General features: G+C 66.9%; 18 protein-coding genes and 11 pseudogenes. 17 read left to right on the top strand and 12 right to left on the bottom strand.

Annotated features, from left to right (window positions below; all coding sequences use genetic code 11):
- Positions 1–1,847: 1,847 nt before the first annotated feature.
- Positions 1,848–2,870, bottom strand: a pseudogene (locus UG55_RS19985) (GlxA family transcriptional regulator); the annotation flags it as partial.
- 286 nt (positions 2,871–3,156) lie between these two features.
- Here UG55_RS19985 and UG55_RS47680 point away from each other — a divergent pair.
- The 3 genes and pseudogenes from UG55_RS47680 to UG55_RS19975 all read left to right on the top strand — a co-directional run.
- A pseudogene (locus UG55_RS47680) lies at positions 3,157–3,393 on the top strand (hypothetical protein); the annotation flags it as partial.
- Position 3,394: 1 nt separating this feature from the next.
- A pseudogene (locus tag UG55_RS47675) lies at positions 3,395–3,675 on the top strand (hypothetical protein); the annotation flags it as partial.
- A gap of 2 nt (positions 3,676–3,677) precedes the next feature.
- A complete protein-coding gene (locus tag UG55_RS19975; RefSeq protein WP_066071451.1) occupies positions 3,678–3,965 on the top strand; it encodes a hypothetical protein in 288 nt (95 codons plus the stop codon).
- A gap of 137 nt (positions 3,966–4,102) precedes the next feature.
- Here the strand turns inward: UG55_RS19975 and UG55_RS19970 are convergent, their stop codons facing one another.
- The 3 genes and pseudogenes from UG55_RS19970 to UG55_RS19960 all read right to left on the bottom strand — a co-directional run.
- On the bottom strand, positions 4,103–4,453 hold the full coding sequence (locus tag UG55_RS19970) for an LLM class flavin-dependent oxidoreductase (RefSeq protein WP_255360507.1): 351 nt from the start codon (positions 4,451–4,453) through the stop codon (positions 4,103–4,105).
- 97 nt (positions 4,454–4,550) lie between these two features.
- On the bottom strand, positions 4,551–5,063 hold the full coding sequence (locus tag UG55_RS19965; RefSeq protein WP_128423090.1) for a hypothetical protein: 513 nt from the start codon (positions 5,061–5,063) through the stop codon (positions 4,551–4,553).
- Positions 5,064–5,398: 335 nt separating this feature from the next.
- Positions 5,399–5,740 (bottom strand): annotated as a pseudogene (locus UG55_RS19960) (aldehyde dehydrogenase family protein); the annotation flags it as partial.
- Positions 5,741–5,760: 20 nt separating this feature from the next.
- On the opposite strand from UG55_RS19960, the gene UG55_RS19955 reads away from it, so the two are divergent.
- From UG55_RS19955 to UG55_RS19940, 3 genes are all read left to right on the top strand, one after another.
- Positions 5,761–5,994: a hypothetical protein gene (locus tag UG55_RS19955; protein WP_066071439.1), complete on the top strand. Its 234-nt coding sequence runs from the start codon at positions 5,761–5,763 to the stop codon at positions 5,992–5,994.
- 1,699 nt (positions 5,995–7,693) lie between these two features.
- Positions 7,694–8,011: a nucleotidyltransferase family protein gene (locus tag UG55_RS19945; protein ID WP_242424821.1), complete on the top strand. Its 318-nt coding sequence runs from the start codon at positions 7,694–7,696 to the stop codon at positions 8,009–8,011.
- Complete coding sequence (locus tag UG55_RS19940) at positions 8,008–8,337, top strand: DUF86 domain-containing protein (protein ID WP_066071431.1); 330 nt, start codon at positions 8,008–8,010, stop codon at positions 8,335–8,337. The genes UG55_RS19945 and UG55_RS19940 overlap by 4 nt, the downstream gene beginning before the upstream one ends.
- A 2,845-nt stretch (positions 8,338–11,182) precedes the next feature.
- On the opposite strand, the pseudogene UG55_RS47670 reads toward UG55_RS19940, so the two are convergent.
- The 6 genes and pseudogenes from UG55_RS47670 to UG55_RS39790 form a co-directional block, all read right to left on the bottom strand.
- A pseudogene (locus tag UG55_RS47670) lies at positions 11,183–11,976 on the bottom strand (hypothetical protein); the annotation flags it as partial.
- A gap of 1 nt (position 11,977) precedes the next feature.
- Positions 11,978–12,109, bottom strand: a pseudogene (locus UG55_RS47665) (hypothetical protein); the annotation flags it as partial.
- A gap of 235 nt (positions 12,110–12,344) precedes the next feature.
- Positions 12,345–12,639: gamma-glutamylcyclotransferase family protein (locus tag UG55_RS39795; protein ID WP_242424825.1), on the bottom strand; the 295-nt coding region annotated here is incomplete at its 3' end.
- Positions 12,640–12,677: 38 nt separating this feature from the next.
- Positions 12,678–13,059 (bottom strand): annotated as a pseudogene (locus tag UG55_RS47660) (hypothetical protein); the annotation flags it as partial.
- Position 13,060: 1 nt separating this feature from the next.
- The coding region (locus UG55_RS19930) for a hypothetical protein (protein WP_242424820.1) at positions 13,061–13,852 on the bottom strand (792 nt) is incomplete at its 3' end.
- Between the two features lie 646 nt (positions 13,853–14,498).
- Positions 14,499–14,822 (bottom strand): helix-turn-helix domain-containing protein (locus UG55_RS39790; protein WP_242424819.1); only part of this gene is annotated, 324 nt, incomplete at its 3' end.
- A 357-nt stretch (positions 14,823–15,179) separates the two neighbouring features.
- Here UG55_RS39790 and UG55_RS19920 point away from each other — a divergent pair.
- Positions 15,180–15,644: a hypothetical protein gene (locus tag UG55_RS19920; RefSeq protein ID WP_083987005.1), complete on the top strand. Its 465-nt coding sequence runs from the start codon at positions 15,180–15,182 to the stop codon at positions 15,642–15,644.
- A 58-nt stretch (positions 15,645–15,702) separates the two neighbouring features.
- Here the strand turns inward: UG55_RS19920 and UG55_RS19915 are convergent, their stop codons facing one another.
- Positions 15,703–16,119, bottom strand: coding sequence for a helix-turn-helix transcriptional regulator (locus UG55_RS19915; RefSeq protein ID WP_199865202.1), 417 nt, complete (start codon positions 16,117–16,119; stop codon positions 15,703–15,705).
- Between the two features lie 216 nt (positions 16,120–16,335).
- On the opposite strand from UG55_RS19915, the gene UG55_RS19910 reads away from it, so the two are divergent.
- The 8 genes and pseudogenes from UG55_RS19910 to UG55_RS19885 all read left to right on the top strand — a co-directional run bounded on the left by UG55_RS19910 (position 16,336) and on the right by UG55_RS19885 (position 20,907).
- On the top strand, positions 16,336–16,746 hold the full coding sequence (locus UG55_RS19910) for a plasmid replication, integration and excision activator (RefSeq protein ID WP_066071416.1): 411 nt from the start codon (positions 16,336–16,338) through the stop codon (positions 16,744–16,746).
- Positions 16,743–17,033: a hypothetical protein gene (locus UG55_RS19905; protein ID WP_242424818.1), complete on the top strand. Its 291-nt coding sequence runs from the start codon at positions 16,743–16,745 to the stop codon at positions 17,031–17,033. The genes UG55_RS19910 and UG55_RS19905 overlap by 4 nt, the downstream gene beginning before the upstream one ends.
- Before the next feature lie 138 nt (positions 17,034–17,171).
- Positions 17,172–18,743, top strand: coding sequence for an FtsK/SpoIIIE domain-containing protein (locus tag UG55_RS19900; protein WP_066071414.1), 1,572 nt, complete (start codon positions 17,172–17,174; stop codon positions 18,741–18,743).
- Positions 18,740–18,976, top strand: a complete 237-nt coding sequence (locus UG55_RS19895; RefSeq protein WP_242424817.1) for a hypothetical protein — start codon at positions 18,740–18,742, stop codon at positions 18,974–18,976. Before UG55_RS19900 ends, UG55_RS19895 begins: the two co-directional genes overlap by 4 nt.
- Positions 18,976–19,262: pseudogene (locus tag UG55_RS39785) on the top strand (replication initiator); the annotation flags it as partial. The gene UG55_RS19895 and the pseudogene UG55_RS39785, both read left to right, overlap by 1 nt.
- A 1-nt stretch (position 19,263) precedes the next feature.
- Positions 19,264–19,443: pseudogene (locus tag UG55_RS39780) on the top strand (replication initiation protein); the annotation flags it as partial.
- A gap of 1 nt (position 19,444) precedes the next feature.
- On the top strand, positions 19,445–20,679 hold a 1,235-nt coding region (locus tag UG55_RS39775), incomplete at its 5' end, for a replication initiator (RefSeq protein WP_242424816.1).
- A 30-nt stretch (positions 20,680–20,709) separates the two neighbouring features.
- A complete protein-coding gene (locus tag UG55_RS19885) occupies positions 20,710–20,907 on the top strand; it encodes a helix-turn-helix domain-containing protein (protein WP_066071408.1) in 198 nt (65 codons plus the stop codon).
- A 6-nt stretch (positions 20,908–20,913) separates the two neighbouring features.
- Here UG55_RS19885 and UG55_RS19880 read toward each other — a convergent pair whose 3' ends face one another.
- Positions 20,914–21,117, bottom strand: coding sequence for an AlpA family transcriptional regulator (locus UG55_RS19880; protein ID WP_242424815.1), 204 nt, complete (start codon positions 21,115–21,117; stop codon positions 20,914–20,916).
- Positions 21,118–21,267: 150 nt separating this feature from the next.
- On the opposite strand from UG55_RS19880, the pseudogene UG55_RS45570 reads away from it, so the two are divergent.
- Positions 21,268–21,385: pseudogene (locus tag UG55_RS45570) on the top strand (hypothetical protein); the annotation flags it as partial.
- A 1-nt stretch (position 21,386) separates the two neighbouring features.
- Positions 21,387–21,567 (top strand): annotated as a pseudogene (locus UG55_RS39770) (hypothetical protein); the annotation flags it as partial.
- Between the last annotated feature and the right edge of the window lie 58 nt (positions 21,568–21,625).

The raw sequence follows: 21,625 nt of genomic DNA, 5'->3' as shown, positions 1-21,625 counted from the left end.
GGACATCCCCTACAGCNGCCTTGTCCCGTCGATCGCCATCAGCAAGTCAGGTCCCTTTTTCTTCACCCTCCCGGGGGAGATCCTGACATATACCTACCAACTGACCAACGGCCCGGTGGGTCTGGTGGGCGTGTCCGTGGTCGATGACTTCGCCGGCCCGGTCCCCTGCCCGTCCACCGTTCTGACGCCCGGCGCAACAATGACCTGCCACGTGCCGTACACAGTCACCGACGCCGATGTGTTCAGAGGTGTCATCGTGAACACCGCGACCGTGACAGCGACCAGCACCACGGGTCAGCGCCTGGCCCAGGCCGCCACCGCCACCGTGCCGTACGGCAACAACAACCGGCTCGCTCTCAGCAAGCAGGCGTCGCCGAGCGAGTTCGACGGCCCGGGCCAGGTGCTCACCTACCACTACCGGTTGTCCAGCGGCGTCTCGAGTCTGACGGACGTCTCCCTGGTTGACAGCAAGATCGGCCCGGTCACCTGCCCGTCCACCGTTCTGACGCCGCAGCAGCCGCTCGAATGCACGGCCCAGTACACGACGACCCAGGCCGACGTTCTCGCCGGAAACCTCACGAACACTGTGTTCGCGGCGGGCCGGGAGGNGTCCACCGGGCTCACGATCTCGAGGCGCTCCCAGGCAACCGTCCTGTACACCGGGCCGCAGCCGGGGCTCCGCCTCCTCAAGATTTCGAGCCCCACCCTGTTCACCGGCCCTGGAAATGTGATCACCTATGGCTACCGAATCACCAGCGTCTCCGACCAGCTGACCGGAGTGTCGCTGGTCGACGATCGACTCGGGGCGATTGCCTGCCCGGGCACGACTCTGCCGCCCGGCGGGTCGATGGACTGCCTGGCCCGGTACACGACCACCGACGCGGATGTCGCCGCCGGCCGCATCCAGAACACGGCGACTGTCACCGCCGTTCCGCCCAGCGGGCCGCCCGAAATCGCCACCGCCGACGCGGAAGTGGTGTTCGTCCCCGTGCCCGGCGCGGTAAGGCTGGAGAAGACCGCGGTACCCGGAACCTTCAGCGCCGCCGGCCAGACAGTCACCTATGTCTACAAGATCACAAACCCGTCCACGGTGGCGCTGTCGGGGGTTTCGCTCCTCGACAACCGACTCGGCGCCATCACCTGCCCGGCCACCACGTTGCCGCCCGGCACGACGATGTCCTGCCCGGCGCAGTACACGACCACCGCGGTCGACGTGGCGGTCGGCCGCATCCAGAACACGGCGAAGGTCACCGCGAACCCACCTGTCGGAGCACCGGTGGTCTCGACGACAGTGGAGGAGGTGGCCTACAGAAAGCCACTCCCTCCCCTCAGCCTGGTCAAGAGCGCGACATCCGGCACCTTCACCGGGGCCGGCCAGCCGGTCGTCTATGTCTACCGGATCACGAACTGGTCCCNGACCGCGCTGTCCGGGATCTCGCTCGTCGACAGCCAGCTCGGCCCCATCACCTGCCCGGCCACCACACTGCTGCCCGGCACGGCGATGGCCTGCCCGGCGCAGTACACGACCACCGTGGCCGACGTGGCGGCCGGCAGGATTCAGAACACGGCGTCGGTCACCGCCTTCCCACCCACCGGAGGACCGCTGATCTCCTGGTCCCAGGCGGAAGTCGTCTTCGAGCTGACGCCGGGTGCGCTCAGTGCACGGACGGCAATCTGACGGGAGCTGTCGGGAGCTCACCGGAAAGTCGACCGAATTCGCCCGAGTAAGCGGCGCACCGGCCCGGGTCCCCGGTCGGTGCGGCTGCTGATTCGGCTGCTGATTCGGCTGCTGGATCGATGATCCGGGGTATCACGGAACCGGCACGGTTCCAGGAGAGCGATCTGGATCATCCCTGGGCGCCGACGGACGCCCGCTCCGTCCGCCGGCCCGGGGCGCGCCGCTGCTGGAGGTCCCCCAGCGAGGGACCACCGGTGAAGGTGGCGCGGTACTCGTGGGGTGTGACGCCGACGAGGCGGCGGAAGTGCGTGCGGAAGTTGCTCACACTGGTAAAACCCACCTGTCGAGCGATGCGTTCGATGCCGTGGTCCGTCGTCTCCAGAAGCTCCTGGGCATGACGCAGGCGGACGCCGGTCACCCATTCCATCGGGCTCTGGCCGGTCTCGGCATGAAAGCGGCGGTTCAGCGTTCGGACGCTGGTGTGCGCGGCGGTCGCGATATCGGCCAGGGCCAGATCGCGGTGCGCATTGTGCTCGATCCAGGCGAGCACGTTCTCCAGCGTCGCGGTCGGGTGGCCGGGCGAGTTCCGCACGATGAACTGCGCCTGCCCGCCGCTTCGATGCAGCGGCGCCACCGCGATCCGCGCCGCGTCCGCGGCGACGGCGACCCCGTGGTCGCGCCGGATCATGTGCAGACACAGGTCCAGGCCCGCGGCCGCCCCCGCCGAGGTCAGGACCAGGCCGTTGTCGATGTAGAGCACATCCGCGTCGACCCGCACGGCCGGGTACCGGCGGGCCAGATCGTCGGCGGCGAGCCAGTGGGTGGTCGCGCGATGTCCGTCCAGCAGGCCGGCCTCGGCGAGGGTGAACGCGCCCACGCAGAGCGACGCGATCCGCGTGCCCTCACCCGCCGCCGCCCGCAGCGCGTCGATAACCGGTGCTCCCGTGGGCACCTCCGGACGGTTGCGACCAGGCACGACGATGGTGTCGGCCCGCCGGAACTCCGCCAGCCCCGCGTTCACTGAGAACCGCAGCGGCCCGGCGTCAACCGTCGACTCGGCCCCGCACACGACCACCCGGTACGCCGGCCTGCCGTCAGGCAGCCGCGCCCGCCCGAAGATCTCCACCGGTGTGGCCAGATCGAAGGCAATCACGTCAGGCAGCGCAAGGACCGCGATGGTGTGCATACCAGCNCGCTAGCGTCGACCAGCCCTGCTGTTGCCCCGACGGAGCAACGGAAGGACCGCCNTGGGGGTCAGTGGCCAGATCCCGTCGGAACCTGGCATCACGGCCACTGTCGGCCCTGCGAGCCCAACGGGACGATATCGACGCGGCCGCTGACGCTGACCGCGCCCCACCAGGTCCCCGAGGAGACTCATCCATGCCGCCGTCGGCCCACCTCGCGCTGTTCGACGGGTTCGACCCGCCCGACGCCCTGACCCCGTTCGTCGTGCTCGCCGCCGGCCGACGGGTCAGCTCATGACCGGCTTCCTGCTGTCCGTCCACGTGATCGCCGCGATCCTCACGATCGGGCCCGTCGCCGTGACCACGAGCATGTTCCCGCCGGCGGTCCGCGCGGCTCTCGGCGCCCCGGACGACCCCCGCAAGGCCGGAACGGTCACGGCCCTTGCGCGCATCACCTCCGTGTACAGCGTCATCGGGGTCGTCGTGCCCGTCTTCGGGCTCGCCACCGGTGCGAGTCTGGGCGTCCTCGGCNACCCCTGGCTGATCATCTCGATCGCGCTGACCGCCGCCGCGGCGGCGATCCTCGTCGCACTGATCCTGCCCGCGCAGAGACGCGCACTCGCAGCCGTCGAGGCCCAGCCCGGCAGACCCGCTGGGCATGACGGACGCGAGGGACGCGAGGGACGCGAGGGACGCGAGGGACGCGAGGGACGCGAGGGCAGGCTCGCCATGCAGACGGGAATCTTCAACCTGCTCTGGGCGACCGTCGTCGTTCTCATGATCTATCGCCCTGGCTCGACCACCGGAGCCTGACGTTGCGGGGCGACGACACCCACGGGACCCGGGCCCGGAGGACAGGCAGCTCCCGGGCACTCCGGGCGGTCGGCTGGGCCGAGTGCCTCACCCTCCTCGTCCTCGTCGGCAACCTGCTCACCGTCCACGCATCAGCGATCAGCCACGTTCTCGGCCCGCTCCACGGGCTCGCCTACACCGCGGCCGTCCTCACCTCCGCTCTCGTCGCCGACGGCCGACACCGACTCTGGCTGCTCGCGCTCATCCCGGGCGTCGGAGGCCTGCTCGCCAGCAGAGCCGGCGACGCGTAACCCCCACCGACGCACGCGCAGCGCCCACCAGCGGGTACACACCTGTGTCCGTAACATCCGCGACGGCATCAGGCGAAGACTTCAACGGGGCATCGGGCAACGCCCCTCCGGACATGACCCGGTCACGCGGCCCTGGGTCAGGCCGCGGACGGGAGAGGACGCGCGGCCCCGGCCGGTGCCGTGGGCCACCACGGTCTACGCAGTCGCCGGAAACCTCCGGACCCGCGGGAGAACCTACCGAGTTGTTTCGCCAGCACGAGTGGATCGCGTAGGGCGAACAGCATCACGCACGGGCCCAGCGAGATCCGGCGGGTGGACGCGGCCACGGCTGCCAGCGTGACCATCGATTCGAGCATCGCATGTGGGTGCAGCAGATGATCACCGACGTAGACTCCGTCGTAGCCCGACTCCTCGGCCTGCACCGCGGTCTCGATCACCCTGGTCGGGTTGACTGCCCCGGTATCGGGATCAGCCACCGTCGCGAGCATCAGACCCACAGTCGGCGATCCTGCGGTCACGGACCCGCCTGCTCACAGATGCTCGCGACGGTGCGATCCGGTCGCCTGCCGATCGGCCGCACCAGGGTCACAGGATTTCCTCACGGACGGCCACGAACCAGGACTCCGAGACCAGATCATCCTCACCTTTGCCGTCGAAGTTCTCGGCGAACCAGGTGATACGCGCCCGCAGACCGTCGAGATCGTCGAAATAGACCTCGTTGACGGCGTCAAACGGCCAGTCGAGCCCATCGCCGGACAGCGGATGGTTCTGGACGTAGGCACTCCCCTTCGCCGGGTCGGGGATGGGGGTCGTTCCTACGCTGCCGGCCCGATTTTTCCATCGGTCGGAAAACTCGCTACCGGTCAGGCCCTCGGCGCGCCGCGCGATCGCCATGTGCTTCAGCTTCGGGCCGCCGTCGCGCCATCGTTGCTCCAGCCAGTCGAGCCCCCGCATCGGGTGCTCCTCGGCGACGACGAGGTGGCTGCCCTCCGCCCGCAGCGCGGCGCCCGGCCCCTGACCGGCTGCTGCGTCTTGGCCTGCCAGCCACGATGCGTACCGCGCCTGATGAGCGGCGTCCACGAACCATTCCAGGACCACGGCGCCGAACCGAGGATCCGCCAGGACCCCGGGCAGAGCGGTGCAGAGAGCCACGCGCGCTGGGCGGACGTCCGCTGGAGCTGATCGCGTTGCCGCGGCGGCCCGCCGCAGGGCCGTCGGGTCGACGGCACCGGCCACCTGCTCTAACAGGTGAATATTTTTGATCATGTTCTCGATCCTTCGCCGAATCATCGATATCCGCCGGGCAGCCAGTATCTGTCAGCACCGGTATCACCGGCGGGGATTCGCCGAGTCATGATCTCCGCGGCACGATCTCAACCCGATCAGCCGGCGTCCACCTGACGCCCGCGGACCGTCCGCGGGCTGGACGTCGCTCACACCATGGCGATCGTCTTGGTCCGTTGGAACTCGGCGAGGACTTCCGGCCCGCCTTCCTTCCCGTAGCCGCTGTAGCCCTGGCCGCCGAACGGGCGGTTGACCACGAGATTCGGCGCGCCGTTGATCATTGTTGCGCCGGCTTCCAGCCGCTCGGCCACCCGATGGGCTCGGCGTACATCCGCGGCCTGAATGTAGGAGGACAGTCCGTACCTGGTGCAGTTGGCGATCTCGATCGCTTCCGCCTCGGAGGAGAACGGCATCATCGACAGCACCGGGCCGAAGACCTCGACCTGGCCAAGTTCGGTGTGCGGGTCGACGTCGGCGAAGACGGTCGGTTCACTTCAGGCCGTGTCCTGTCGTGCCCAGAGTCCGCCATGGCACCTCACCCAAGCTGTCGCTGCTGACCGCGGAGCCGGCGCACATCAGGACGACCGTCGAAGAGGTCCTCCGCTTCGATCCACCTGTACACATGATGCGGCCCCGAACGATCTTCGAGCGTTTCCCACGGCTGTCGCTCTCCACGGACGAGGAGCCGGAGTTTCGGCCGCACCTCACGGTCCGCGGGTTCGCGGCACTGCCGGTCAACCTATGACGAGTTTGACAGTCACGAGGGCCCGGAGGCGTGTCGCCTGTCTTCGACGCGTAGCGCCCACGCCCGGGCCACCGCGACCAGCAGCAGCACGACCGCCAGCGGCACGCCGAGAAAANGGACGAACCCGAACCCGATGTTGGCGCCGATCACTCCGGCGGTCGCGATGTGGTAGCCGACGCCGAGGATCACTCCTACTCCCACGAGCGGCCGCAGCACCTGCCACTGGCGCCGGTCGGCGTGGCCGCTCCGGCCCCGGTGCAGCAGGAGCGACGCTGCGGCTGCCGCCAGGAGCAGAGCGACAATACCGATGGCCGTCATCCACCCGGCGGGGATGTCTGGCGGCCGGACCGCGTAGTTGAGTTCCGACCGGTGGCTGTCCTGTTCGTACTCCTGCCCCAGCAGTCCCGCGACCGCGACCGGTACGGCCGCGATCAGAACGATGGCGGCCCCGCGGTGCAGGGCCCACGCGCGGGTGGATGTCGGCGTCCGCGTCGGCGGCGAGGTGCGCATACGAGCGAGTCTTCCGGTCAGCCGCCGGGACGACCTGAGCGCGAATACTCAGATTCGCCGCCCGGGACCAGCCCCGGCCGCCCCTTGCCGCGGCCGGTGCTCCGTCAGATCCTCGGGCGCCCAGCCGGGGAATGGGCGCCCGACGTGAACGGCCAGCGCAGAGCAGCCGCACTGGACGTCCCATGACGGATCGCGGCCCGGCAACTCGCGGATTTGGAGATCAGCGGCGCTTCGTCCGCCAGTGTCCGTGGACGTCCACCCCCGCGCCCGCAGCCGGCGAGCAAGTCGCGCCGACGCTGCATCGCCTTCAAGCCTGGCCGTTCCCCTCTGCTGGATCGGTGACGTCGGCACCTCCGAGTTCGTTGCCGGTCCGACGGCGGGGCCGCCGCAGCCACGCGAAGAACAGGCAGAGGGCACCCACCGGAAAGCCGATGAGGCACGGACGCCAACCGTCGGGCATCGTCGCGTTCACCCCAGACAGGATCATGGACGCTGCGACGATCAGCCAAAGGGACAGGGGGCGCCTGTATGCCATCCTCCGCGCGCGACGCACTGCGGCAGTATGCACTGCGGAAGCGACGGCTTGCCATCGCCGGACTTCGTCGCCATCCCGTCCAGCGGCAAGGGCGACCCAGCGACTCGCGCCACTGAGCTGTCGTTTGGGTCGAGGAGGTTGTCGTGACGCCAGACGTCGATCATCACCGGAGGGTGACAATGAACCGCCCCGGTCTCCACCGAACCCGGGGCGGTTCACGGGCCGCCCAGTGTCCGTCGGTGTCCACGTACGTCCGTCGGCTCGGGTACAGCGGTCGGTACACCTGTGCCCGGCCACGCGAGTCGAGGGCTGGCGCCAGACCGCCCATCGGCGGATCGTTCGCGATCTACCGTGACATCCCAGCCTTCCACCGAGAGTACAAAGTGGTCACACCAGTGGATCTCATGGGTCGACGGCCACCTCCGGCCGTATCCTGTCCTCCGTGAGCACCCGGCGAGACGAGTTGCACCGGCTCATCGATCGGCTTCCCGAATCCCAGGTGGCACCGACCCTGACCCTTCCGCAAGAACGCACACCAACCGAGGGCGGAAGCGACGAACGGCCGTTGCCGGACTCCGTTGCCACCCTGTCCAGTGGTAGAGGCGACCTCGCGGCCCGCGCCAGTGGGCTGTACTCCGTGTGGAGGAGGCTGTCATGACGCCAGACGCCGATCGTCGCCGGATGGTGACGATGAGCGAACTGCGTCGTCGTCGCGCGGACGTCTACGCGATCGCGCGACGCTACGGTGTGAGCAACATCCGTGTCTTCGGCTCCGTCGCCCGCGCCGAAGCAGACAACGCGAGCGACGTCGACCTCCTTGTCGATCTCGCTCCAGGACGAGGTCTGTTTGACCTCGGTGGCTTCATCAGCGACACCGAAGCGACGCTCAACGTCCACGTCGACGTCACGACGGTCGCCGGGCTACGCCCTCGGCTCCGTCCACGGGTCCTGGCCGAGGCTGTCGCCCTGTGAGATCGGACGATGAGCGCCTCCGCGACATCATCGAGCATGCGCAACTGATCAGCGCGCATCTCCCCACCTCTCGCGAGGAACTCGACCAAAACGTTGTTCTGTCCGCCGCCTTGATCAGATGGGTAGGAATCATCGGGGAAGCCGCAGCACGACTGTCGGACTCCTTCCGCACAGAGCACCCCGAGGTACCCTGGGGCGCGATCACCGGCATGCGCAACCACCTCGTACACGGCTACTTCTCCGTGGACACGGACCTGTTGTGGACCGCGGTCACCGTCGAGATCCCCGGGCTTTCCGTCACCGTCAGATCCTGGCTGAATGACTGACCCAAGCGAAGATCTCCGGCAGCCAGATCCTCGCGAAATCTCTCGGATTTGGCCTCCAACCCGGCACAGTGAACGGCCGCCAAGGAGCACGCTAAATACGTTCATGGTTGTTCGCAAAATGCGAGATAAATATGGAATGATCTCGATTTAATCGAGATCATTCATCTTGCGAAAGGTGCTCCGACAAGGAGCTACGGGTGCGCCGCCAGGGACTTGAACCCCGAACCCGCGGATTAAGAGAAGCAGGCGCTCCGTCCACGGACGTCCACCGACGTCCAGCAGGTCGGCGCGACCTGGGCTGCGGCGCCGGTCCGTGTCCGCCGGTGTCCACCGACGTCCGCCGGCTCGGGTACAGCGATGGGTACACGGTCGCCGGGCTCCACGGGGGCTGGGAGAGCAGACATGTCGGCCCCAACCTGGCCCGGCTCGAACGGGCTGGTCCCCTCCACAACGGGCCGGCGAGTGGGGGTGGCACCCGCTGACCGGCGCAGGCCCAGGGTCATCTTACAGAACGTGCCGATCAACGCAGGCGACTGTTAATCCGGATGCCTCGGGCGTGCGGAACCCCATGCCGTCGCCTCGTTGGCGGCCGAACCTTATGTTCCGTAGCCCTCGGCGCACCGTCCACGAACGTCCACCGACGTCCCTTGGCGCAGGTCGCGGGCTCGGTGATGTCCACCGATGTCCAGGAACATCTGTTCCCGTTGCAGTACTACTGCAGTACTCCGGATCTCCGGAAGCCGGTAACGGACCGTAAGAATCTGTGAGGTTTGCCGGCCTTGCGGCTTATTCGTGACTCAGGAAAGTGCGGCAGGAATTGATCGCTACGTCGGGGAGCGAACTGTGACTGCTATTCGGGTGGAGTCTTACTTGCCGACTGTTTCGGAAGAACATCGACTCGTTGAACGCTAATCGAAAAACCGGTTTCCAGACTTATGCGCTCCGCCTGTTCGTCAAGCTCTTTCCAGCGTTTCTGCATCGGCTTGGTGTCGGAATCGCGAATAGCAAGGAACACGGCTTGGTCGACTTTTTGGCTTTTCATATAGACGGGGGTCTGGCTCCGCAAGCCATTCCAGAACTGGCCGTGGGCGAGACGCTTCATCTCCAGGAGCACTCGCATACGGCGATCGGCTGATATTGTGAAATCTACTGGTCCTCGCCCTGTCTCGACCTCGCGGTCGAGACGGACTCCGGCTGCCTCGCAGTAGCCGTCAAGAATTCCGAGAAAAAGAAGCTGCATATTGGTTTCGGGAATAGCCTCCAGAGGTGTTGAGTTTTTCCAAAATACCCGCCACCCTCCTCTCTCCTCTGCCCAGTGGCGAAACTTGGCAATGATCGAAGAGACAAAAGCCATGAGCTCTTCGGATGAATTTATCGTCGCAGTGCTCTCAAATGGCTCTTCTCGAACAGCCTCGCGTGCAACCCGTTGCCACTTGACCAACAGCTTTGGATCNCTGCTTACATCATATGGCTGAGGTCGGCCGCGTTCCTTTACGCTAATCCAGTCTCGTAGAGAAGCGCGGTTTCTCTTCGCTATATCGACAATCTCCGACTTGCGCACCTTGGTTGATATATCTAGGTTGAGGTCATCGCGTAGAGCTGTGTCGAGATCGTCAAACCAACTGTCGGCTGAAATCGTAGGAAGTTCTCGCAGAAAACGTTTTGGAACTAGGATTATCGGTTTATCGCCGGACGGATCGACTGGTAGCAGGTGAGTCGCATCGGTCCATCTCTTCCGCATTTTGTTGAACTCGCTGCGGGGAACCCTAACTGTTTGCATCGGGATTCCTAGAGAGTGACAGACGTGTTGCGTGTACTCGATAAATTCGGGCTTCAGGAGACTGCATGTTATATCGGAGATCCGGTCTCGATGTATTCCTTCTACTAAGATTCCAAGTTCTTCGAAGTGTCGGATATCTCGCATGCCTCTTTTGATTGCTTCCGACATGGCCTCAATGACCTTCTGGGCAAGGCCAGGACCTGATCCGGAGCCATCGACGCCCTTACTTGCAAAGCCAAGGCGAAATTCTTTTGGCTCAGGGAACNCCATCAGGGAGAGCGCTCGCTTGTAGAACTGGTGTCTTGGGTTGAGGTCGCTTGCCGCGAGAATCTCGAATCCTTCATGGAAGTAGTCTATTATTTTGTCGTGCATCTTTTGCCAATTCTCATTGGCGTCAAGGAATATCAAAAATGGATCAACGAAGAGTAAGGTATCTCTTTCCAGGATCGGGTCAAACCATTCCTGATTGTCGACGTCTTCGATATTGAATAGTTCGCTAAAGTAGATTAATCTCACCTCGTCAAATTGATATGGGACATCATTGTATGATCTCGGTGAGATCGTGTCTGCTAGATAGCGCTTCCTGGTGCGCAAACTGCTGCTAAGCAGAAAGTCTGGTGTGTGCAGATTGGTTGCCAGGAGAGACGATGCCGCTGGAGTGGGACGCGCACAGGCCGTCGTCTCGGCGGGCACCTGACGTGGACGCGGCGCATGGTGCGGAATCTGCGGCGCAGAGGGAGGGTCCTCGATCGAAAACGGGGAGTCGACGGTAGGCGTTGGCGCCATGGCAGGCCAAGGTTGGGTGGGACTACCGCTACTGACCGGGCCGCTGGTCGTGCATCCAATCCGTAGTTAGATCTTGATCGTCCGCCGACGCCTGTGGACGTCCACCGGGTTCGCGGACCTGGTGTGCTCCGTCCGCTGGTGTCCACCAGCGTCCGTGGCCGTCTACCGCCTCGGCTGTCAACTTGGCTGTCGGCCAGGCCGCCGCTCTGGCTGCCAGCATCCCCCTGATCCGTAGCTTTGGTACCACTTCCATGGTGCCTCCGCGGGCTCTTCAAAGTCTTAAAAAGGAGGATCCGAATCTAGGCGTCCATTTGTAAATGTATATGATTCGTCCTTCAGAAACAGAACTATACGCTTTTCGTCTGAAAGAATCCGTAGTTTTTCGGTCAGCGAACCGAGTGGCCTCTGACCCTCGTTGACATGGATAAAATAGGCGCCATTCCTGGTGCCGTCACTGTGTATCTCGATATTATTTTCGCTGTAGTATTTTTCCATTGTTGCATAGAGATTTGCGATAAATGGACTCACCCCCCGACTTTCTTGTTGGATGTTGTAGTAAATGTCGCGGGCTGATGAATTTAGTGCACCTTCGAGCTTTTCTATCTTAGCGTGCAAGATGTCGGCAGTCTTTTGATGCTCTCTCAATAGAATTAGGCATTCTGCCAGCATTTCTCGTTCAGGCCTCGGGCGATCCTCCTCATTCTCCGCTGACGATTCGTGCTGTGCTTCCTCGTTGATTGTTGAGATGGATTCGCAAAGCTCCCCCCAGAAGGCATTAAGACGCTTCTCTAGTATTTCAGTCTTAATCGGTTCTGAAGCTGCCGAGTTGATGGCTTCGAGCATCATCCGGACCTGTGTCTTATTCGCGGCATCGACTCCCTGGAACTGCTTCAATGGTCCGTCTAGATCTGCTGCGGTAAGGTCAACAAGGAACGGAATAACTCGGCCTTCCGAGAGGGATTTGCTGAGTGCGCCGGCCTCGAAGTTAATCCACGGTGCATGCTGCGTCCGTTTGGATACACAGATTATTCCTATTTTAGTGTTTTCAAGCTCTTCGGCCAGTACGCTCATGGNGCGACTTCCGGTTGAGATATCTTGCGAGGACACCCAGAGTTCGACGGACTGAAGAATGCTTGGAATCCACTCCTTTAATTCTTCCGCTGCTTTCCTCATGTCATTTCCAGACCAGCTAATGAATACTCGCATATTCTCCCCCGAGGATCATTTCTGTTTGTCGATTTATTTCTTCTGGTGCTCGATGAGCTGTTAGTGGCCCGACGCGCCGGCGAGCACGGCCGCCCACGGCCGCGCGCAGCCGTCGCGCGGCGTGGCCGTGCCGCGTCTTGATCCCAAGAACGAGAGTTTCGGCAACGTGCGGGCTACCTGCCCTGCTCGTGGCGGTGACGCCATGCGGTGCAACGCTCCACGTAACTGGGCAGGNGGTCGCGGGCGAACTCGTTAGGGCTCCATGGCTGGGCGGGGAGGAACTCGGCGGGCTCGGCGCAGGCGTAGGCCCATGCGTGGCGGCCGTGCTCCAGGTCGATGCGGCTGACGGTGTAGAAGTCGGCCTCGAACGCGTCGAGGGTGCTCCACTCGGCTTCGGTGAGGTCGTCGAATAGGTGTCCCGTCGCGGTGGCGACCTGGTCGCGGATGAGTCCTGGGTAGATCCGCTCTGGGAGGGCGATGACCCGCCATCCGCTCACGGCGACGGGGACGCGGTGGGGGTCGCGGTCGATGAGGGCTCGCAGGACGTCAGGGAAGAGGAGGCTTCCGNAGACGAAGAGGGGCGCCGGGTCCGCCGATGCGGGGTCCAGTCGGCCAGAGCTGGGTGAGTTGGTGCGGGGTGCTGGGCTGGGTGTAGACGGCACGGAAGACCTTCCCCACGGTTTCGGTGTCGGCGGTGTCGGCAAGGTTGACGAACCAGTCGATGCCGGCGGGGTAGGCCCACAGGTAGGTGCGTAGCTGGGGGTCGTTGCCGCGGTCGGTGAGGATGTCGGCGATGGCGTCTGCGGTCCAGAACGGGACGCATGCGCGGGCATGGTCTGCGCAGTCTGCGACCGGGACACCGGCGTTGATGGCGCGGTGCAGGTCGGCGCGGATGAGCTGTAGGTAGTGGTCCAGTCGGACTCGGGCGGTCACGGCGGTGTCGTCGGGGGNGACGAACAGCGGCATGGCCTGCGCGATGCCTTCCAACAGCACCTGATAAGGCACGTGGACCGACAGCAGGCGCGGCCAGAGAACGTCGGTGCGGCTGGCGGTGGCGGTGTAGCTGGCGCTCTGGAGGGCGTGGCCGAGGATCTCGTGTAGGGCGAACTGACGTAGGCGGACCTTGGTGAAAGCGGCGTTGCGCAGGTTGAAGCGGAGACGTACGTCCTGTCCGGTGCCGTCGAGCCAGTAGGCCCAGTAGGCGTCGACGTCGGCGGTCGTGATCTCCAGGGTGTACGGGGCGTCCGTTTCGGCAAGGGCGCGGACGGCGGGCTCTGCCTCGCTGGCGGCAGCCCGGATCATCTCGGGTGCGTCGGCTGCCTCGACTGGTCCTTCGGCGTTGCGTAGCTGGCGGTCGGTGGTGGCATCCCAGGAAACCCCGATGTCGGCCAGTGCCGTGCGGGCGCGTTCACCGACGGCGGTCACGTACTCCTCGGGCCATCCGGCCGCGGAGCATCCCTGGGTGGCGGTCAGGTAGTCGTCGAGCGGGGGCCGCTCGCCGAGCAACGCGCCGAGATAGGCCAGATGGGCGCGGAGCTGCTCGGCGCAGACCTGGTCTCCGTCTCGCTCGGCTCGCTCGTGGAGCTGTGTGAGTGTGCTGTGGACGTCCAGGCGGCTCGGGGCCGTCGTCACCTTGGCCGCGGTCGGCGCGCAGTCGAAGTCGATGACCGGTGACGCCTTCCGGGCCTTCTCGTAGGCGTCCCATGCCCGTACGGTCTGTTCGATCTCGTCACGTAGACGCATGCGCGGTGTCCCATCGCAGCGTCACGAACTGGTTCGGTCGTAGGTTCCGGCGGGTCAGCTCGATGACGACTCCGGTCTCGTCNCGGGCGAAGGACAGACCTTCGGCCGCGGAGATCTCCGATCCGTCCGGCCGGTCCTCGGTCGCCGAGCATCGGGTCAGCGACGTGACGCCCTGGTGGCGAAGCCGGATCGTGAGGGTGCCGGTGGGGCGGACGATCGACTGACGCCAGTAGTGGTCGTAGACGAACCGTCCGCCGGTGCTGCGGTAGCCGACGGTCGCGGATTCCCCGGGCTGGATGGCGGGGAAGACCTGGCAGGCGAAGCGGGCGCTGAGCTTGGTGTCGTGGACGCGCTGGATGATGATGTTGCGGTCGGGGGAGGGCAGGGCCTCGATGTCCAGCGGGCCGTTGGTGGTCTCGAACCACAGCTCCCTGTTGAGCCTGGTGAACGGCGTGGCCGTGCCGTTGTAGAGCTCATGCCGGTAGGTCAGTGTCGCCCATCCGTCTTCGGCAACCTCGATGTCGATGGTCAGGCTGCGGTCCTCGACGTCTCCGGCCGGCTCGCGGGGCACCGGCATGCTCACGCCTGCGGTCGTGGTCGCGTAGGCGCTGGCCCGGTGATGGTCACCGATGCCGGCAAGGGCAGNGGAGGGCGGCGCGTCGGCTCTGGTCGTCTCGGCTTCCCACGGGCGGGGCGCGAGTCGGAAGTAGGCGCCGGGGATGCGCAGAGCGTCGGCGATGCGCTCGACCAGGTCGAGTGAGGTGATGTTGCTTTCCCCGCTCATGACCCGGCTGACCCGGCTCTGCGTGAGGCCGCGGACGGGGGAGGACACGCGGTCCTGGCTGGCGCCGTCGTACTTGCGCATGAGGCGGAAGATCGCCTGGAAGTCCAGGGTCTCGCAGGCGGCGCGGAACTCCTCGCGGGCAAGGAGATCAGGCGAGACGGTGTAGGGAGGGGCGGGCTGGGCCATCCGCCATCTCCTCGGGTGCGGGCCGACAGCCAGGGTCAGCGGGTGGTCAGGTCGCTACGCAGAGACTAACGCCACCATGCCACCTTGGTATGGGTGGTTCGCCGCTGATCTGACGCTTTGGCGCTCGGATGGCGCCTGACAGCCACTCGGCAGGCGGTGAACCGCCCGGATTCCATGCACACCGTGCCTTGCCAACTTGACGTTTCGTGACGCATCGGATGCGGACGACTCTTGTTCGCGGGCCACCCCGCTCCGCGTCGAGTCGGGATCTCCGCGGGGCGGGGTGGCGTCCAGGCCGTGAGGCGACGTGAGCGGATGAGGGGCGCTACGGGTGCGATGGGACATGACGGAGCAGACATGGACGGAACCTCGCGGCGGGTCCGGGGGTTCGCGATGACGTGGGCCAGCGGCTCATGCGAGACGGACGGGGAACCGGGCGTGGGTCTGCTGCCGTGGGGCGCGGACGCCTGGGCGCTCGTCGTACCGGCCGGCTCGTCGGCGCAGGCGCTGTACGCGGCGATGGCGGACATGCCCTCTGGCCTGCGCTTCGTCGAGTCCTTCGGGGACGTGGACACGGTCCTGGTCTACGAAGCGTCCGGGATTCGGCTGTCCCGGCGGCAGCTGCCGGGCTCGTTCCTGCGCTCCATGCTCGAACTCGACCCGGCGTCGGTCGGGGAGGACAACGGCCGGCGCTGGATGACTGAGGGGGAACGCGGGGCGTACGACGCGGGGAAGGCGGACATGGCTGATGCGCTGCGCCGGCAGGTGATCCGGCGGCGTCGGCGTCCACGGGCGTGGAGTCCCTCGGCACTGGAGGACTGACAGCACGAAGAGTCGCGATGGGCCGGACCTCGTCGGGGGGGTCCGGCCCATCGTCGTCTCAGGACGGCGTCTGGCTGTCCGCCCTGGTGACGGCCTGCTCGACGGCGGCGAGCCTGGAGGTGACCTCGGTGAGCCGCTCCTCGACCCGGGCCAGAGCGGCGAGGATCTCCCGGCCCGTGGGCTCTCCGGGCGTGCTGGCGACCGGCGGCTCTGACACGAGCACCTGGATCAGGTGATCGTCGGGCCACTCCAGCGCCTGGGCGATCGCGACGAGGGTCTTGTTCTGCACCCGGCGGCCGGCGCCGTGCTGAAGTTCGCGCAGCGTCGACACGGACACTCCCGAGATGCGGGCGAGCTCCTGCTGACCGATGCGACGGCGCGCCATCCGCTCGTTGAGCGCCGATGCGACGGCGGCCCAGTCCTCGCCGTTGACGGGCCCGCGGGCCCGGTACACCGGGGTTCTCCGGTCAGCCATGCGCGCATATTAGCGGCCCGCAAAACGACGCCAGAACCCATCCCAGCATGCCATATCACCTTGGCATGAACCTATGAGCGCCTGCATGGCGCCCATGTCACGGCTACATACAACGCTGGGTTAGCGGTTGATACGCGCTTGCTGAGCGGTGGATCGTGTATCTCGTCAGCCGGAACGCACGGTTGGTTCCGGGTAAAGGCGAGTGGAGGTGGCACGGTGGCGGTTCCGCAACGCATTCCGGTGCGGTTTGAGGACGTGTTCCCGCACGGTGCGTTCGTGCTGGGCGTGGAGGCGGCGAGCGACTTCGACAAGGTGAGGGAGAAGGCGGCGGACGTCCAGGCTCGGGACAAGGACACCGGCGAGCGGGTGTGGTCGGTGCGGGTCCTGGACGCGGACCCGATGGCCCGGAAGGCTGAACTGAAGGTGAAGATCTTCGGGGAGGTGGCGCCGGTCCTGCCGGACAACCTGCCGGGTCTCCCGTTCCGGCCGGTGATGTTCGAACACCTGGTGGTGGTCCCGTACGTGGACACCAACGGGTCGCAGCCGCGGGTGGCGTTCTCGCTGCGGGCGGGCGTGATGCGGCCGGTCGGTCCGGCTCGGCGGACCAACCCGGGGGTGGCGGCGTGAGCGGGCGCGAGATGGACGGGCTGCGCTCGTCGACGCACCTGGGGCTGCACGTGGGCTCGGACTGGTCGACCCGGTGCCACACCTACCCCGACAAGCCTCCGATCCTCTCCGTGCACACGGGCCGGACGCTGCTGTCCGTCTCGGCGGCCGGTAGCGCGGTGACCTCGGATCAGGTCGACTTCGCGTACGCCCTGCTCGCCGCGGTGAACGACTACCTCATTGAATGCGAGCGTTTCCGGTTCGCCGCTCAGGATGCGGCCGAACTGCCGGGGCATCTCGCCGCGTAGCTTCTCCGCGGTTCTCCTTCACGTCAGGCGGCCCGGAACCCTTCGTTCCAGCGAACGGTTCCGGGCCCGCCCCGCCTTCCTTCACCCCCTTTCTTTCGACTCCTGGTTTCGTGTGCTCTGAAACAGGTGGTATCTGTCATGTCCAGAATCAACGGCGACCGGGGAATTCCCCGCATTCCGTCCCGGCCCGACAAGATGCGGGTCCCGATGTGGATGCTGCTGCTCGCGGTGGCGGGCAAGGGGCTGGTGCTCGGGGTCCGCTGGTGCTGGCGGCATCGGGTGGCGGTGCCGGTCGCGCTCGTCTTGGCGCTGTTCGCTCGCCGGTTCGGGGCGCTGGGCCTGGTGGCGCTGCTCGTCGCCCTGGTCCTGGTCGCGGTTGTCTGGCGGCGCCTGCACGCCCGGTCGTTCGGCTGGCTGGCCCGGTGGGTGTGGGGCCGGGTGCGGCTCGGGTTCGTGTACCGGCGGCGGTGGCGGCCGGCAATGGTGCACTCGGGCCTGGCGATCCGCATGCCGGCGTCGAACGGCGATCAGGTGACCTTCGACGAGTACTTCCCGCGTATCCGGTCGATCCGCTCGACGCGGGCCGTGGATGTGCTGCGGGTGGAACTGCTCCCGGGGCAGACACCGGAACAGTGGTCGGACGCGGCCGAAGGACTGCGGCACGTCTTCCGGGCTCGGCGCTGCCAGGTGCAGGCGGAGGCGCACCGGTTCGTCCGGTTGCACTTCCACCACCGCGACACCCTGACCAGCCCCGTCGAACCGGCCGGGCTCGACCCGTCGGGCCCGGTCATCGACCACGACCCGGACGGCGACGCCACGGCGACCGGCGAGCCTGACCGGCTCGTCGGGGACCTCTCGGCCGTTCGCGTCGGCCGGCGGGAGGACGGCAAGCCCTGGACGCTGCCCGTGCGGGGAACCCATCTGCTCATAGCGGGGGCCACCGGCGCCGGTAAGGGCTCGGTGCTGTGGTCGGTCATCCGCGGTCTCGGCCCGGCCGTGCGCGCCGGCCTCGTCGAGCTGTGGGTGTGCGACCCCAAGGGCGGGATGGAACTCGCGTTCGGTGAGCCGCTGTTCGCCCGGTTCGCCACCACCACGGAGGAGATCGCGGATCTCCTCGACGACGCGGTCTCGGTGATGCAGGACCGGACGGCCCGGCTGCGCGGGGTGACCCGGCTCCACACCCCGACTCCCGGCGAGCCCCTGATTGTCCTGGTGGTCGACGAGATCGCCTCGTTGACGGCCTACGTCACCGACCGGGACGTCAAGAAGCGGATCGGGGCGGCGCTGCCGCTGCTGCTCTCCCAGGGCCGGGCGCCCGGGGTCGTGGTCCTGGCAGCGGTGCAGGACCCCCGGAAGGAGGTTCTGCCGTTCCGGGACCTGTTCCCGGTCCGGGTCGCGCTGCGGATGACCGAAACCGAACAGGCAGATCTCGTGCTCGGCTCCGGGGCCCGCGACCGGGGCGCACGCGCGGATGAGATCCCGGTGTCCCTGCCCGGGGTGGGCTACGTGCTCCACGAAGGACAACCGGAGCCCGTCCGGGTCCGGGCCTCGTTCATCGACGACACCGAGATCAGCCGGACCGTGTGGTCCTACCGGCCCACTCCCGCGGCCGGCGGCGGCTGGACACCGGACCTCGACCCCTACCGTGACGACGATTCGGCCGATCACGACAACTCCGCCGACGGCTCCTGGTGGGGTGAGGTGGCGTGAACGGCCCGGCCGGCGAGATGCCTGACGATCTGCTCGACTCGGCCGCGCCGGTGCCCGTCCTGCCGGTCTGCGCGACCTGCGGGCACCTGCGCATCACCCACCGGCGCGGCCGGTGCCGTGCGGACCTCGGCCCCGGAACCCTCTGCGGCTGCGCCCTCTTCACCACCGCCCCGGCCTGTCCGCCGGCCGCTGTGCGCCTGGACCTCGACGACCGGGAGGACCTCACCTCTTGATGACCGGCCTCATCTCGGCTGACCCTGACGACTCCGCCGGCCGTGACGATCGTGACGATCGTCCGGGTTCCCGGGCGGCGCGGATGCGGATGCCGCTCGCTCGTCAGGTCGTGGAAACGGTCGCCGTGGAGAACGGCGTATGCGTGCGGCCGATGGCGATGCGCCGGACGAACCTCGACACCGGCGAAACGGAGATCATCCCGGTACCGTGCGGGGCCACCCTGGCGAGCAAGTGCCCGCCCTGCGCGGAGAAGGCCCGGCGGCTGCGGATGGCGCAGTGCAAGGCNGGCTGGCATCTCGACGACGAACCGCTACCCGACCCGGACCCGCCCACGGACGAGGCGAAGACCCTCGCGGGCTTCCGCGCCGACCTCGAAACCGTCCGACTCGACGCTGAACGTGACGGGGACACGGCCGGCGTCGCCGAGATCGACGAACTCATCGGCCAGGTGGACGAGGAACTCAACNCCCTCGGCGTGCGGGGGAAGGCGGCGCCGGACAGTCGGGATCGGCCTCGCCGTGTCCGCTCGACCCGCCGGCGGAAGGATGCCCCCGACCTGCCCCGGCTCCCGGTGGACAAGCGGACAGTCGGACGGACCTTCGAAGCGACGGACGGCACCACCTGGCGGCCGTCGATGTTCCTGACCCTGACCTGCGACTCATACGGGCGGGTCACGAGTGAGGGAACCCCGGTCGATCCGGGCTCGTACGACTACCGGCGGGCGGCCCGCGACGCGATCCACTTCCCGAAGCTGATCGACCGGTTCTGGCAGAACCTGCGCCGCGCCGTCGGCTGGGATGTGCAGTACTTCGCCACCCTCGAACCGCAACGGCGGCTCGCCCCGCACCTGCACGCGGCCATCCGCGGCACGGTGCCCCGGGTCCTGCTGCGCCAGGTGGCGGCGGCCACGTATCAGCAGATCTGGTGGCCCTCGTGCGACCGGCCGGTCTATGACGACACGTGCCTCCCGGTCTGGGACGACACCGCGGCCGGCTACCTCGACCCGGACACGTCCCGGCCGCTCCCGACCTGGGATGAGGCAGTGGACGCGATCGGCGACGATGCCGAACCGGCGCACGTCGTCCGCTTCGGGCCACAGCTCCGCGCGGACGGTGTCACGGCGAACTCGGCGAACACCGGCCGGATGATCGGCTACCTGACCAAGTACCTGGTGAAGAGCCTCGACGCCTGCCATGCGGTCACCACCGACGCTCAGCGGCGGCACGTCGATCGGCTCGCGGACGCGCTGCGCCACGAACCGTGCTCGCCTACCTGCTCGAACTGGCTGCGCTACGGCGTCCAGCCGCGCAACCCGAAACCGGGCCTCGTCCCGGGGCGGTGCCGGGGCAAGGTCCACCGGCGGGAGACGCTCGGGTTCGGTGGCCGGCGGGTGCTCGTCTCCCGGCGCTGGTCCGGCAAGACCCTGACCGACCACAAGCATGATCGGGTCGCGTTCATCCGGGAGCAGCTCGAAGCCCTCGGCCAGGTGGCGACCGGCCCGGCGGCCACCGGCACCGACCCGGCGCGGACGGTGTGGACGCTGCTTCGGCCCGGTGATCCGGCGGCCCCTCGGCGCGAGCACCTGTTGTTGCAGGCGGTCGCGCAACGGCATGCCTGGCGTGCACAGCTCGACGCGGCCCGCGCTGCTACGGCCGGCGGACCTCCGGGAACCGGCCCACCGGCGGTGGCGGACGCTGCCTGAGCTGTCGTCTCGATCGCCTGGAAGGCAAGGATGACCAAGCTTCTCGTGACACCGGCCGAAGCCGCCGAGATCCTCGCGCTCAGTCGGAGCACCGTGTACGAACTGCTCGCCGCGGGCGTCATCGAATCCGTGCACGTCGGCCGGTCCCGGCGCATCCCGCGCGCCGCGCTCGACGCCTACGTGACCCGGCTGCGGGGCCTCGACGTCGGCCACGGTGCGGCGGCATGAGGCGTGCTACCGCTCGGCGGCCGGCGGAAGCTCGGGCCGATGTTCGGCAATCCAGGCTTCGACGTCGTCGGTCTGCCAGATGTGGCCTGCGGCGAGCGTGGCATGCGGCTTCGGGAAGGTCGGGTCCTCCTTCAGGAGCTGGTTCACCCTTGTCCGGCCCACCCCTAGCCGCTGCGCGATCTCCGCCGCACCCATGAGCGGTTGTCCCATGACCGCAGACTACTGGACGACCGTCCAGGCGCCATGTACCGTTGGCGTCGCTGGACGGTCGTCCAGTCGATATAGGCGGTCCCGGCGGGTGCGCCAACACCCAAACCGGGACCTGAGATCCCACCCTGCTCATGACAGGAGCGAGACCCTATGCCCATTTTCCCGTCTGGCAGCTTCGGCGCCTGGCGCACCCCCGGCGACGGCGGATCTGCCCTCGTCTCCGTGCGCTCCACCGACACCGGCTATGAGCTGCTCGTCCGTCCCGGTGNGGACGTTGGTGACCTGATGGCGATCCTCGCGGGGCTGCCCGTGGACGCCTTCTTCACCGAGCACTTCGGCGACGTTGACGCGGTCCTCGCGTTCCGTCGGGTGCCTGGTCTTTCGGCAACGGTCCTGGACGGTTGGAACCCCTTGACGGGTCCGGCGGCGGCGGGCGTTCCCCGCCCGTAGCGGCTGTTCTGCCTGCTCTACCCCCATTTTTCTTCCGTTCTCTGGTGGCGCTTGAAGC

Source organism: Frankia sp. EI5c, assembly GCF_001636565.1.
Taxonomy (GTDB): Bacteria; Actinomycetota; Actinomycetes; order Frankiales; family Frankiaceae; genus Parafrankia.
This window is presented reverse-complemented; position numbering and strand designations above follow the sequence as displayed.